General features: G+C 70.8%; 17 protein-coding genes and 2 tRNA genes. 2 read left to right on the forward strand and 17 right to left on the reverse strand.

What is annotated here, in order from left to right:
- Positions 1–157: 157 nt before the first annotated feature.
- The 13 genes from argC to CS1GBM4_RS17055 all read right to left on the reverse strand — a co-directional run bounded on the left by argC (position 158) and on the right by CS1GBM4_RS17055 (position 9,213).
- Positions 158–1,090 (reverse strand): N-acetyl-gamma-glutamyl-phosphate reductase, encoded by a 933-nt coding sequence (gene argC / locus CS1GBM4_RS16995; protein ID WP_186419924.1) that lies wholly within the window; start codon positions 1,088–1,090, stop codon positions 158–160.
- A 202-nt stretch (positions 1,091–1,292) separates the two neighbouring features.
- A complete protein-coding gene (locus CS1GBM4_RS17000) occupies positions 1,293–1,808 on the reverse strand; it encodes an AAA family ATPase (protein WP_186419925.1) in 516 nt (171 codons plus the stop codon).
- Between the two features lie 93 nt (positions 1,809–1,901).
- Entirely contained in the window at positions 1,902–2,858 is a 957-nt protein-coding gene (gene speB / locus CS1GBM4_RS17005) for an agmatinase (protein ID WP_186419926.1), read from the reverse strand.
- A gap of 22 nt (positions 2,859–2,880) precedes the next feature.
- Positions 2,881–3,159 (reverse strand): hypothetical protein, encoded by a 279-nt coding sequence (locus CS1GBM4_RS17010; protein WP_186419927.1) that lies wholly within the window; start codon positions 3,157–3,159, stop codon positions 2,881–2,883.
- Positions 3,160–3,271: 112 nt separating this feature from the next.
- Positions 3,272–4,027: an SDR family oxidoreductase gene (locus CS1GBM4_RS17015; RefSeq protein ID WP_186419928.1), complete on the reverse strand. Its 756-nt coding sequence runs from the start codon at positions 4,025–4,027 to the stop codon at positions 3,272–3,274.
- 51 nt (positions 4,028–4,078) lie between these two features.
- On the reverse strand, positions 4,079–5,062 hold the full coding sequence (locus CS1GBM4_RS17020) for a TRAP transporter substrate-binding protein (RefSeq protein WP_186419929.1): 984 nt from the start codon (positions 5,060–5,062) through the stop codon (positions 4,079–4,081).
- Positions 5,059–6,915: a TRAP transporter large permease subunit gene (locus CS1GBM4_RS17025; RefSeq protein ID WP_186419930.1), complete on the reverse strand. Its 1,857-nt coding sequence runs from the start codon at positions 6,913–6,915 to the stop codon at positions 5,059–5,061. Before CS1GBM4_RS17025 ends, CS1GBM4_RS17020 begins: the two co-directional genes overlap by 4 nt.
- Before the next feature lie 19 nt (positions 6,916–6,934).
- Positions 6,935–7,249 carry an NIPSNAP family protein gene (locus tag CS1GBM4_RS17030; RefSeq protein ID WP_186419931.1) on the reverse strand — a complete coding sequence of 105 codons (315 nt, stop codon included), beginning with the start codon at positions 7,247–7,249 and terminating at the stop codon, positions 6,935–6,937.
- A 273-nt stretch (positions 7,250–7,522) separates the two neighbouring features.
- Entirely contained in the window at positions 7,523–7,690 is a 168-nt protein-coding gene (locus CS1GBM4_RS17035) for a hypothetical protein (protein WP_186419932.1), read from the reverse strand.
- A 126-nt stretch (positions 7,691–7,816) separates the two neighbouring features.
- Entirely contained in the window at positions 7,817–8,023 is a 207-nt protein-coding gene (locus CS1GBM4_RS17040; protein WP_186419933.1) for a hypothetical protein, read from the reverse strand.
- 265 nt (positions 8,024–8,288) lie between these two features.
- Positions 8,289–8,582 carry a hypothetical protein gene (locus CS1GBM4_RS17045; protein WP_244607272.1) on the reverse strand — a complete coding sequence of 98 codons (294 nt, stop codon included), beginning with the start codon at positions 8,580–8,582 and terminating at the stop codon, positions 8,289–8,291.
- A gap of 323 nt (positions 8,583–8,905) precedes the next feature.
- Positions 8,906–8,979: transfer RNA gene (locus CS1GBM4_RS17050), tRNA-Gly, on the reverse strand.
- 96 nt (positions 8,980–9,075) lie between these two features.
- Positions 9,076–9,213 (reverse strand): hypothetical protein, encoded by a 138-nt coding sequence (locus CS1GBM4_RS17055; RefSeq protein WP_186419934.1) that lies wholly within the window; start codon positions 9,211–9,213, stop codon positions 9,076–9,078.
- Positions 9,214–9,371: 158 nt separating this feature from the next.
- Here CS1GBM4_RS17055 and CS1GBM4_RS17060 point away from each other — a divergent pair, with 158 nt between their 5' ends.
- On the forward strand, positions 9,372–9,884 hold the full coding sequence (locus CS1GBM4_RS17060; RefSeq protein ID WP_186419935.1) for a DUF1697 domain-containing protein: 513 nt from the start codon (positions 9,372–9,374) through the stop codon (positions 9,882–9,884).
- Positions 9,885–9,955: 71 nt separating this feature from the next.
- On the opposite strand, the gene CS1GBM4_RS17065 is transcribed toward CS1GBM4_RS17060, so the two are convergent.
- The 3 genes from CS1GBM4_RS17065 to CS1GBM4_RS17075 all read right to left on the reverse strand — a co-directional run bounded on the left by CS1GBM4_RS17065 (position 9,956) and on the right by CS1GBM4_RS17075 (position 11,379).
- A tRNA-Tyr gene (locus CS1GBM4_RS17065) sits at positions 9,956–10,040 on the reverse strand.
- Between the two features lie 151 nt (positions 10,041–10,191).
- The gene (locus CS1GBM4_RS17070; RefSeq protein ID WP_186419936.1) at positions 10,192–10,770 is read right to left on the reverse strand and encodes a YkgJ family cysteine cluster protein; all 579 of its coding nucleotides are present in this window, start codon (positions 10,768–10,770) and stop codon (positions 10,192–10,194) included.
- 27 nt (positions 10,771–10,797) lie between these two features.
- The gene (locus tag CS1GBM4_RS17075) at positions 10,798–11,379 is read right to left on the reverse strand and encodes an AAA family ATPase (RefSeq protein ID WP_186419937.1); all 582 of its coding nucleotides are present in this window, start codon (positions 11,377–11,379) and stop codon (positions 10,798–10,800) included.
- A gap of 110 nt (positions 11,380–11,489) precedes the next feature.
- Here CS1GBM4_RS17075 and rlmB point away from each other — a divergent pair, with 110 nt between their 5' ends.
- Positions 11,490–12,278: a 23S rRNA (guanosine(2251)-2'-O)-methyltransferase RlmB gene (gene rlmB, locus CS1GBM4_RS17080; protein ID WP_244607273.1), complete on the forward strand. Its 789-nt coding sequence runs from the start codon at positions 11,490–11,492 to the stop codon at positions 12,276–12,278.
- A 3-nt stretch (positions 12,279–12,281) separates the two neighbouring features.
- Here rlmB and CS1GBM4_RS17085 read toward each other — a convergent pair.
- Positions 12,282–12,596: hypothetical protein (locus tag CS1GBM4_RS17085; RefSeq protein WP_210201592.1), on the reverse strand; the 315-nt coding region annotated here is incomplete at its 5' end.

A 12,596-nucleotide genomic window follows, 5' to 3' on the forward strand; every position in this document is an offset into this window, starting at 1 on the left:
GCGCCCAACGTATCGAAACCCGGCATCGAATCGCCCCCTACCCTAGCCGCTGTCACAAGCTATGAGCGCGAGCGCGAGCGGCGACATCCCCCATTTGGGGGGTGCAGCGCTCGTTTCGCCGGCGAGGCGGCAGAAGGCGGCGGCCGGCGAAGCGGCGTCAGGCCTCGGGCAGGCCGAGCATCAGGCGGATGTTCTGGACGGCGGCGCCGGAGGCGCCCTTACCGAGATTGTCGAGCCGGGCGACGAGCACGGCCTGGCCGAGATCGGCATTGCCGAAGACGCGCAGCTCCAGCCTGTTGGTGTCGTTGAGCGCCTGCGGCTCGAGCTTTCCGCTCGCCTCCGCCGGCAGGACGCCGACATAGCGCGAGCCGGCATAGCGCTCCGCCAGCGCCGCCTCGAGATCGGCCGGCTTGGGCTTGCCGGGCAGCGTGTCGAGATGCAGCGGCACCGAGACCAGCATGCCCTGCCGGAAATTGCCGACCGAGGGCACGAAGATCGGCCGCCGCTCCAGCCGCGAGTAGACCTGCAGCTCCGGCAGGTGCTTGTGCTTGAGCCCGAGGCCGTAGAGCTCGAAGTCGGGCGCGGTGCCCGCTTCATAGGCCTCGATCATGCTCTTGCCGCCGCCCGAATAGCCGGAGACGGCGTTGACGGTGACGGGATAATCGGCCGGCAGCAGCCCGGCGTCGACGAGCGGACGCAGCAGCGCGATGCCGCCGGTCGGATAGCAGCCGGGATTGGCGACGCGGTTGGCGTTGGCGACCTTCGCGGCAAAGCCCGGCTCGAGCTCGGCGAAGCCATAGGTCCAGCCCGGCGCGACTCGGTGCGCGGTCGAGGCGTCGACGATCTTGGGCGCGTCGGTGCCGAGCTCGTCGGCGAGTGCGACCGACTCCTTCGCCGCATCGTCGGGCAGGCAGAGCACGACGAGGTCGACGCCGGCCATCATCGCCTTGCGGGCGCCGGGATCCTTGCGCTTGTCCGGGTCGATGCTCTTCACCACCACCTCCGGCACGCCGGCGAGGCGCTCGCGGATGCCGAGCCCGGTGGTGCCGGCTTCGCCGTCGATGAAGATGGATTTCAGGTTCTGGCTCATCGGACCCTCGCGAGATGGCTGGTGGAGGCGGGCGAAACTGCTTGGCCGGCTTCGGGCATAAAAAAACCGCGCTCGGGGCGCGGTCGCGGGCGTTCGGACGTCAACCGAGCGTCATCGCGGGCGCGCCGGGGCGGCCTGTTCGTTGCGACGTCGGGTCGGGTTCATGCTCATGGGCGCTATATGTTCCCTGCCTCGCCGCCTGTCAATCGGCGCTGCCCACCAGCGACTCCAGCCGCCCCTCGATCAGGGACAGGGCATCCTCGACCGAAAGCACGGCCGTGTCGACGATCAGCCGGTCGCTCGTCCAGGGCTGATAGTCATGTGTCTCCACGGCAGCCCAGTCCGGGACGGCAAATCCCGGGATATCGGAGCTTCGCTGCTCGACCCGGCGGCGATGCTCCGCCTTGTCGGAACAGACGACCTCGATATCGAGATGCGGCGTGGCCGAGCTTCGAGCGAGCTCGCGCCAGGCCGCCCTGCTCTCGGCGACCGGGTTCACGCAATCGGCCACGACGGCGATGCCGAGCGAAAGGTTTCCGCCCGCGACGGCGAGAGCGACGACATAGCCCGCCGGCCCGACATCGCCGTCGGGAGACACGGTGCGAAGCGCATGCTCGATGCTGTCGATACGCAGATAGGCCGCCGATCGCCTCGCCGCGAGTTGGCGGGCAAGCGTCGTCTTGCCGGTTCCGGGAAGTCCGCTGAAGACGATCAGCATGGATGTCTCCGGTTGGCGAGCAGGTTTGTCCAGAGTTTCGAAGTGCTTGATGCCAATCCCTGTCAGGATGATTCAAGCGCATCGGAATTCGATTCAACCCGCCTTCTTCAGCGCCAGCGCCTGCAGATAATGCTGCGCCACTGCGGCGCCGGCGATCGCCGTCGCGTCGGCATGGTCGTAAGGCGGCGACACCTCGACCACGTCCATGCCGCGGAAGTCGAGCTCGCGGATCGCCCAGACCAGGCGCAAGGCTTCGGCCGAGGAGAAGCCGCCCGCGACCGGAGTGCCGGTGCCGGGGGCGAAGGCGGGATCGAGTGCGTCGATGTCGAAGGTCAGATAGGCCGGCCCCTGCCCGACCCTGTCGCGGATCCGCGCCGCGACGCCGTCGACGCCGAGGCGATGCGCCTCATAGGCGTCGAGCACCGCAATCCCGCAATCGCGCGGCGCGACGGTGCGGATGCCGACCTGGATCGAGCGCTCGGTGTCGATCAGCCCCTCGCGCGCCGCCTCGAGCACGAAGGTGCCGTGGCTGACCGCGCCGACGCCGTCGTCCCAGGTGTCCTGATGCGCGTCGAACTGGACGATGGCGAGCCTGCCATGGCGGGCGACATGGGCGCGCAGCAGCGGCAGGGTGATGAAATGGTCGCCGCCGAGCGTGACGAGCTGGGCGCCGCCGGCGATGATCGCCGCGGCCTCGCTCTCGATCGCCCGGGCGCAGCCCTGCAGGTCGCTGCGCGGCAGCAGGCAGTCGCCGTAATCGACCACCGCGAGCGTCTCGAACGGGTCGATGCGCGAAGGGTATTGCGCGTCGCCGTCGAAGATCGCGCTGACGCGGCGGATCGCCTGCGGCCCGAAGCGGGTGCCGGGCCGGTTCGAGACGGCGAGGTCGAAAGGCACGCCCCAGACCACCGCGTCGCAGCCGGCGACGTCCTTGCTGTAGCGCCGGCGCATGAAGGAGAGCGCGCCGGCATAGGTCGGGTCATGGGCGGGACCCTTGCGGTCGCCGGTGAAGGCATGGTCGATCGGCGGGGTCTGGGCGGGTTCGGTCATCTTGGAAAAGTCCGTCGGGAGATCAGCGCCGGCCGTTCAGCCAGACATAGAGGCACCAGGGCAGGATCAGGGCGAGCCCGGTCAGGACGAGCCGGAGCGTCGTCCAGGCGACCGGGTGCTGCAGCGCCCTGCCGTCGAGCTCCGGCACGCCATGGATCAGTCCGAGCGCGAAGGCCGGCGCCAGGAAGACGACGAGCGCATCGAGGATGCGCCGGCCGCGCGGCCGATCGCCGCGGGCCAGGGCGAGCAGCGCCGGCACCGCGACCATGCCGAAGGCGATCAGGACGAAGAGGACGCGCATGGCGGCTTCCGGTTGAACAGGGCGGCAGCCGATTTAGCACGGACGGGACGCGGCTCCAGCCGTCCGCGGCTGTTCCCGCAGCCGATTCTGTCGTTTGAGCGTCCGGAGCGACCTATCGCCCGCCACCGACCCGGACGATCGAGCCGACCATGTAGGAGGCGGCCTCGGACAGCGCGAACAGCACCGCTTCGGCGATCTCCTCCGGCTCGGCGACGCGCTTCAGCGGGATCGTCGGCGCGATGCGGGCGACGCGGCCGGCATCGCCGGTCGAGTGCTCATGGATGTCCGTCTGCGTCATGCCCGGCGCCACCGCGTTGACGCGGATGCCCGCCGGGGCGAGCTCGATCGCGAGGCCGATCGTCATCGAATCGACCGCAGCCTTCGAGGCCGCGTACCAGACATATTCGCCCGGCGAACCGAGCCCGGCGGCGATCGAGGAGATGTTGACGATGGCGCGGTTCCTCGCGCCTTCGTTGGCGAGCAGGGCCTGCGCCGCCTCGCGCGCCACCAGGATGGCGCCGGTGACGTTGAGGTCGATGCAGGCGCGGATGACCTGGGGATCGGCCTTGGCGAGCGGACTGCTCCTGCCGGTGATGGCGGCGTTGTTGACGACGGCGGTCAGCGGCCCGAGCGCCGCCTTCGCCTCGGCGAAGACGCGGGCGATATCGGCGAGGTTCGCCATGTCGCCCTGGATCGCGACCGCCCTCGCCCCGGCCCGGCCGCAGGCGGCGACGACATCGGCCGCCGCCTGCGCATTGCCCTGGTAGTTGACGGCGACGTCATAGCCGCGCGCGGCGGCGAGACGGCAGATCGCGGCGCCGATGCCGCGGCTGCCGCCGGTGACGAGAAGGACGGGACGGTCGGACATGCGGACGGCGCTCCTGTGGAGTCAGTGCGAGGTTTGGATGGAGGCCGAGCCTCATGCGCTGCTGGCGATCGCCTCGATCTTCTCGATCCCGCCGAGCTTCGGCGCGAAGGAGGCCCAGACCTTGCGCGCGCCGGCCTCCCAGCCGGGGCGGTCCTCGACCTGCACCACCTTGCCGCCCTCGGCCCTGGCCTTCGCCATCGAGGCGTCCTCGTCGGCGACGATGAGCTCGTCGAAATAGCCCGCCGCTTCCGCGGCCGCGGCCGCGAGGGCCGCCCTGTCCTCGGCCGGAAGGCCGTTCCAGAAGCCCGCAGAGACGGCCACCACGCCCGAGGCCCAGATATGGCCGGTCTCGATCAGATAGGGCACGACCTCGTGCAGCCTGAAGCCGACATAGGCCGACTTGGTGAGGTCCATGCAGTCGACCACGCCGGTCTTCAGCGCATTGTAGGTCTCGGGGATCGGGATCGGCGTCGGATGGGCGCCGAAGCCGGACCAGAGCTCGGTATGCAGCGGGCTCTGGATCACGCGGATGCGCTTGCCCTTGATTCTGGCCGGCGTCGCGATCGGCTCCTTGGCGAGCAGATGGCGGGCCCCGTAATTGATGAAGCCGAGCACGACGAAGCCCTGCGCCTCGTATTTGCGCTTGAGCTCCTCGCCGAGCGGCCCGGTGAGGACCCGCTTGAGGTGCTCGCGGCCGCGGAACAGGAAGGGCAGATCGAGGAGCTGCCCGTCCGGCACCCAGCTCGACAGGGCCGAGATCGTGAACAGCGAGGCCTGGACCGAGCCGAGCCGCAACCCCTCGGCGACCTCCTTCTCGCCGCCGAGCGCGGCATTGGGCACGACGCGCAGGTCGAAGCGGCCGGGCGCGCTCCGCGAGAGCTGCTCGGCGACGCGGCGCCAGATCCTCGTCTCCGGCTTGTCCTCGCCGAGCAGCGAGGCGACCGTGACCGGCCGGCCGGCGGCGAAGGCGCGCGCCGGGAGAAGGGCCGGCGCGGCGAGCGTGGCGGCGGCGAAGGCGCGGCGGGTCAACATCATCGGAACAGCTCCTTGAAGGAGAGAGGTAGCGACGGCCAGGCCGCCACCGCAAGACAGAGGAGGAAGAGCGCGGCGAGCAGGCTCGCCAGCAGCGGCAGCACCGCCCGGAACACGGAAGCCGGCGGCAGCTGCATGATGCCGCTGGCGACATAGACGAGGATGCCGAGCGGCGGCGTCAGCCCATGGATCATCAGGTTGACCACGAGGACGACGCCGAACTGGACCGGGTCGAGCCCGGCGGCGATGGCGGCCGGGAGCAGCAGGGGCGCGAGCAGCAGGATCGCCGCGCCGATGTCGAGGACGAGGCCGGCGACCAGCAGGACGAGATTGGAGAGCAGCATCACCGCCAGCGGCCCGCCGCCCAGCGCCGTCACCAGCGAGGCGGTCTGCTCCGAGACGCGGTCGACCGCGAGCAGGAAGGCGAAAGGGGCCGAGGCGCCGATCAGGAGGCCGACGGCGGCCGCCTCCCCCGCCGCCTTGCGCAGCGAGGCCAGCACGGTGCCGGCATTCAGGCTGCGCAGCAGCAGGCAGGCGACGAGCGCATAGGCGACGGCGAGCGCGGAAGCCTCCGTCACCGTGACGACGCCGAAGCGGATCCCGACCACGACGACGATGCCGAGCCCGATCGCCGGCAGCGCCCCGAGGAAGGCCCGCGCCCGCTCGGCATTGCTGGCGCGCGGCGCGGATTCGACGACCTCGCGGACGCTGAGATGGATGCCGATGGCGAGCGCCGCCGTCAGCACCGCCCCCGCGACGAAGCCGCCGACCAGGAGCGAGCCGACCGAGAGATTCGTCGCCGCCGCCAGGATCAGGAAGGCGATCGAGGGCGGGATGATGTTGTCGAGCATGGCGACGCCGGCGACGATCGCTGCGGCATTGGCCGGCGGATAGCCGCGCGCGACAAGGGCCGGCGCCATCACCTTGGCGCCGAAGGCAGCATTGGCGACCGAGGAGCCGGAGGCGCCCGAGAACAGCACGCTGGCGACCAGCGCGGTCTGCGCCAGCCCGGCCCGCAGATGCCCGACCAGGGCCGCGGCGAAGCGCACCAGCCGCTCGGCGAGACCGCCCGCGGTCAGGAGTTCGCCGGCGAGCAGGAAGAAGGGGATCGCCAGCAGCAGGAATTTCGAGACGCCGGCCACCGTGTTCTGGACGATGGCCGGCTCCGGCAAGAGGCCGCCGAAGGCGCCGGAGAGCGAGACGCCGGCGATGAGCGCGAAAGGCAGCGGCGCGCCGAGCAGGAGCCCTGCCCCGGCGGCGAGCCCGGCGACCAGGCTGGGCGTTTCGACGAAGAGCCCCGTCGCGCTCTGGGCAAGGGCATAGAGTCCGGCGCCGAGCACGAGCGCGGCGAGCGCCGTAGGCCAGGACTGCGCGAGTGCGGCGCGCCAGAGCACGACGACGAGCGTCAGCCCGCCGCCGAGCGCGAACATGGCGAAGCGCAGGCTCTCCGGCAGGCCGAGCACGGTCGAGGTGCCGCCGACCAGCGCCGCGACGCCGGCGCCGCCGAGGGCCAGCACCAGCGCGCCATGAACGGCGATCGCCTCGGCCAGCACCGCGGCGACCCGCCGGCCCGGCCCCGGCAGCAGGTTGACAACGACATCGAGCCGCATGGCGAGCGTGCTCGTCGCCGCGAGCGGCGCGCCGACGGCGACCAGCGCGACATTGAGCCAGATCGCGAGCTCGTCCGACCAGACGAGGCCGCCACCGGCGAGATAGCGGCGGATGACGGCGGCGATGACCACGAGGAAGAGCAGGGCGAGGATCGCCGCGCCGAACCATTCGAGGCCGGTGACGAGCAGCGCGAATCCGCGCTCGCCTCGCGGCCGGACGGAGGGCCGGGTCGGCGCAGCGGCCATGGCGGCGCCCCGCACCGGTCTAGCGCAGCGGCGAGAAATGCGTCGGCCTGAGAATCCGGCTGCGCATCTCGAGCACATAGGGCGCCGCCTTGGCGCGAAAGGCCTGCCAGCGCGGGTCAGCCTCCATCGCGGCGCGCCGGCGCTCGCGATCGCCGGCATCCTCGAAGCGCCACATGTGGACGACCTCGTTGACCACGCCCGTATCGGTGGTGAACCAGCCGATCAGATGGCCGAGATGGGAGATCTGCAGGTCCATCCCCTCGGCGACGTAGAGATCGAGATAGTCGCGCACATGCGCGGGCTTGATGGCGTAGGTGCGCTCGTCGAGGATCATCGCTCTGCCAGTCCCCTTGTCGGCGAAACGGCGAGGCCGGGCTGCGGCCGAGCGATGAGATAGCGGGGTTCGCGGCAAAGCCCAACCGGTGCGGCTCCGGCACGGGCTGCAAGCCGCGCATGGCGGCAGGTTTCGCGCCGATCCGGCGACGCGCGACGACAGGAACGATCTCCCTGGCGCGGTGCGCGTCGAAGGACGCGCCGCAATCCTGGCGAGCAGGCGCAGCATTTTGTTTTTTGCGGAGGCCGGCAGCCAGCCGCCGGCGGTGACCGGCTATTCCTCTTCGGCCTGATACGATCGCCGCTCGACCCGCCGCTCATAGCGGCGCTCGCGGTCGCGGTCCTGCGTCATCACGCAGTTGGCGTAGGCGTCGGTGCCACGCTGGAAGCCATAGGCGTCGCAGCGCGAGCGATCCTCGACGATCGGGTCCGGCGTGCTCACGCAAGCACCGAGAGCCAGGGTGAGAGCAGATGCGGCGATGATCCTCATAGGGCGAGGATGAAAGCGCCGGATGGCTGCTTTGGGGCGACAATCCGGCCGCGATGGGGAGGCGCCCGGCCCGAATCGTCAGCGCGCTTCGTCGCCCGCCGCGTCCTCTAGGATGCGGACGGTCTCCTCCAGGCTTTCCCGGACGCCGAGCTGGAAGTCCTTGCGGAAGGCGATGATGGTATCGGGCGGCTGGCCCTTGAAGGTGTAGACGACGCAGACCTGCTCGGGATTGACGTAGACCGGCTTGCCGTCGCTGGGCGAGGTGAATTTGCAGAGCTTGGGCATGTGATGTCTCCGGGCGATCCGAGCCGATTCATGCCCGCGAGCCTAGATCACGCTGCCTTTGGACGGAATCGTCCCGATGCAGATAACGTGATCGATTCTAAGAGTTTAAAGCATGCTCGCTGCGAAAAGCCGTTGCCACTTTTTCGCAGCATGCCCTCGCAAGGACCGCGGCCCGGCCCCAGCGGCGCCGCGCACGAGGCGGCTGCAACGAAAGCGGCCCGATCGCCTTTCGGCAGACCGGGCCGGTTCGCGCTCCGTCGGGCTTTCAGCGCTGCGTGGTCTTCTTCTGTCCCGGCGCGTAGCCGGAGGCTCCGGGCTTGCCCTTCATGCTGCCGCGGGCCTGCATCTTGTGGCCCGGCGCATAGCCGGAAGCGCCCGGCTCCCCGGATACGCTGCCCTTCGATTGCATCTGCTGCCCGGGTGCGTTCGGGGCGGCGGCGCGCCCGGTGTCGGTCGTGATGGTGCCGCCCGTGCCGCTGCGCGGCGAGGGCTGCGGGGTCTGCGCCATGGCGAAAGCGGGCAGCGCGGCGAGCAGAGCTGCCAAGGCGAGCGTCTTCATGGTGTTCTCCTGATTGATTTGCCGGCTCGGCAACAAAACCCGGAGGGAGACAGCAGGGTTCCGCGTCACCGCCGAAAACCCCGAAATGGTCATAATCCCGGCAGCCTGGCTCCGCCGCCGCATGCCGGGACGCCGGCGAGGGGAGCGGGCCCGCCCTGCCCCGCGGCGCACGGGCGAATCAAGGAGCCGGCGGGCAGGGGGCCGCGGCCGGCGGCGCTACAAGCCGGCGGGCGCGACAGGATCCGGATCAGGATGAAGGCCGGCGTTCCAAGCCGATCGGGCCCGGGAAAGCCGGAGCGGAAACGTCAGCTGTTCGAGATGACTGGAGCGGGTGAAGGGAATCGAACCCTCGTATTCAGCTTGGAAGGCTGCTGCTCTACCATTGAGCTACACCCGCGCCGGGCCGCCAAATTCCGCATCCGGCCGGCAGGTGTCAACCCGTCATGGCGCGGAAAGCGAGCGCGCCTAGTGAGGTGGCGCCCGAGAGGCGGCCTCAACCGTCGCTCAAGGCCAGCTTGCCGAGCCAGATGGCCGCGCCGGTGAACAGGCCGAGTGCCGCCCCGCCCGCCAGCGTCCCGAAGGCGAGGGCGCCGGCCGCAGCCACGGCAGTGCTGAAAAGCGCGATCCCCATGATCCTTCCCCGAGGCAAGCCTAGCGAAGCGGCGCCGGCCGGCTGCCCCCATTTGGGGGCGCGAGAGGGAAATTCGAGCCCCCACCTGCCCCACGGGCGGGCTCTGTTCCGGCCGCGCTTTCCGGAATAGCCTCCGCCGATCGAGGAGCGAGGACGAGATGCCCGGCTATGTCGCCCTGCTGCGAGCGGTGAATGTCGGTGGTACCGGCAAGCTCGCAATGTCGGATCTGAAGGCGATGTGCGAGGCCGAGGGCTTCGAGCGCGTCGAAACCTACATTGCGAGCGGCAATGTCGTGTTCGGCACGCAGGCCGGCGCCGAGCAGGTGAAGGCGGCGCTGGAAAGCCGGCTGCGCGACTATGCCGGCAAGCCGGTCGGCGTGATCGTGCGGACCGCCGGCGAGATGGCCGCGGTGCTGCGGCACAATCCCTTCCCGGACCATCCGCCGAACCGGACGCTCGCCATCTTCCTCGATGTGCCGCCGCCGGCCGATGCGCTCGACCATGTCCGTGGCCGCGACGACGAGGAGCTGCGCCTCGGCACGCGCGAAATCTATGTCGCCTACGGCGCGGGCATGGGCCGGTCGAAGCTCAGGATCCCGGCCGCCGCGCAGGGTACCGGGCGGAACATCAACACGGTCGCCAGGCTGACGGAGATGGTGGCGGCGCTCTGAGCGGCCCGTTTTCGCGCGCCGCGGCACCAAAGCCGGCCGATCACGTGACCTCCGCGCCGGGAGGAGCAAGGTGGTGGGGGAAGTAGGACTCGAACCTACGAAGGCATAGCCAGCGGATTTACAGTCCGCCCCCTTTGCCGCTCGGGACATTCCCCCGCCTTGCCGCAGGCTGGCCCGAAGGCCGGCCGCAGCCGCCTGTTTCACTTTTGTGAAGGGCGGCAGGCGCGGGCGGACTTATGGGGAGAGGGCAGCCGCCTGTCAACGCCTAAAACCGGCCGGCGACGAGCAATCGCAACGGGGCGCCGCTTCACTCGCCCGGCCAGGCAGCGCCCTGGCGCCGGCGCCAGGCCAATGCGGCCGGAACGAGCCCCCGGAACGGCGTGGTGCCCGGCCGCTGGATCGCGTCGGCGAGATCCGGCGGGGGATAGACCAGGGTGCGCACGCCGTGGCGATGCGTCCAGACCGGAAGCATGCCCTGGCGGGCGAACATGGCGACGGCCTGCTTGACCAGCGGGCTGCGCAGCGCCCGCGTGCCGGCGACGGGGCGGGCGACGACGCAGAAACGCGCGAACGGATTCGGGTGGCTCTCCTCGCCTTCCAGGCAGAAGATCACGCCGCAGCGGTCGGGCCTCGCCTCGTCCGGCAGGGCGTCGATGCGCCGCCACAGGCAGAACCAGCGCCGGCAGATGTCCGGCCTGGTCGCATGGATGCCGCAGCCCGTGCCGGTATTGTGGCGGCACATGATCCCCGCCGGCTTGCCAACCTCCGGGTCGACGATGCGCAGCACCTCGCAGCAGGCGACGCAGTCGCCGCAATCGCGGCCGGGCACCAGATGGTTCAGCGTCCGGCCCGAACGCATGGTGCCGGCCTCGGAGCCTTCCGCCATGATGCGCCTCCCGGCTGCTACGGGCGCTCAACCTAGATCGGATCGGGACGGGCCGGAAGCGAGAGCTCGCACGCGCTCCAGCACGAAGGCGAGGCGCGCCTCGACATCGGCGCGCGGCAATTCGACGAGGTCGTAGCCGTGATCGCGATAGGCCGCGGTCACCGCCTCATAGGTGCGCTCCGCCTCGGCGAAATCCTGCCTGCGCTCGGAGTCCTGTGCGTAGATCTCGCGCCAGGGCGGCGCGGCGAAGACGGTCCGGGCATAGCGAATCGCGCGAGCGGCCCGCTCGACATGCTCCGGCACGGCGAGCCCGCACAGCCGCAGATAGCCGATGGTATCGGGAACGCCGCGGTCGAAGAAGACGGGGCCGGCCTGCGCCTGCGCCTCGCCATGCGAGCGCATGTCGAAGCCGAGCATCAGCTCGGCGAAGAGCGCCCGGTCGCGCCAAGGCAAGGCCGGCCCGTCGATGGCGAGCTGGTCGCGGATGATCGCCCGCCCCGCTTCGGGCGCGACCCGGTGACCCGCGGCCGCGAGTGCGGCCAGCAAGGTGGTCTTGCCGGCGCCGGGCCCGCCCGTCACCACGAACAGGCGCTCATTCGTCGTCGTCATCGGCATGGTCTCCTCGCGATGAACCAGGTGAAAATCCGGCATCCCGGCCTTCGGGCTGGCCAAGCCGGCCGCGCCGTGGCAGGGCAAGGCGTCACGTTTCCGGAGCCATGATGTCCGCCCCGCCCCGCCCCCGCTCCCAGAGCCGCCACGGCCGCCCGCATCGGGAGGGCCCGCCGCCGCACCGGCCGGGCGAGATCGACGAGGCGATCCTCTACGGCGCCCATCCGGTGATCGAGGCGCTGCGCAATCCGCGCCGGCGCTTCCGCAAGCTGCTCGCCACCGAGAACGCGCTGAAGCGCCTGACCGAGGAGGTCGGCGAGCTGCCGCTCGTGCCGGAGCTGGTGCGGCCCTCGCAGATCGACCGGCTGCTGACGCCGGACGCGGTGCATCAGGGGCTCTATCTCGTCTGCGATCCCCTGCCCTCGCCCGATCTCGACAGCCTGCCGGACGATGCGATCGTGCTGGCGCTCGACCAGATCACCGATCCGCACAATGTCGGGGCGATCCTGCGCTCGGCCGCCGCCTTCGCGGTCGCCGCCGTGATCGTCACCATCCGGCACTCGCCGGCGGCGACGGGCGTGCTGGCGAAATCGGCCTCCGGCGCGCTCGAGCATGTGCCGCTGATCGCGGTGAAGAATCTGGGGGATGCGCTCACGCGGCTCGGGGAGCGCGGCTTCCTGCGGCTCGGCTTCGATTCGGAGGGCGACGTCTCCTTCGACGAGGTGACGCTGCGCCGCCCGCTCGTATTGGTGATGGGCGCGGAGGGCAAGGGCCTGCGCCAGCGCTCGCGCGAGCTCTGCGACCACCTCGCCCGGCTCGACATGCCCGGCGCGATCAAGAGCCTCAACGTCTCGAACGCGACCGCGATCGCGCTCTACGCCGCGACCCGACGCGGATAGGCGTCAGCGCCGGGCGACCCGGCCGTCGCTGCCGAACCGCATCGCCCGCACGATGGGGCGGCCCCTGTAGGTCTCGATGCTGTAGAGCACCGGATCGGCCGCGGGCGGCCGCGGAATCCCGATCGCGACCGGTATCGAGGGCTCCCTCGCCGGCGGCGGCTCGCTCGCCTCGGGCAGCACGATCACAGTCTGCTGGCCGCCGGACCAGCCATAGACGCCGGGATAGCCGGCGAGGCCGGCGGGGCCGCGAGGGGCATGGCCGAAGCGCGCCGGCGGCCGCACCGGCGCGAGCCGCGGCGCCGGAGCCGACGCGCCGGC

This window comes from Allobosea sp. CS1GBMeth4, assembly GCF_900185715.1.
Taxonomy (GTDB): Bacteria; Pseudomonadota; Alphaproteobacteria; order Rhizobiales; family Beijerinckiaceae; genus Allobosea.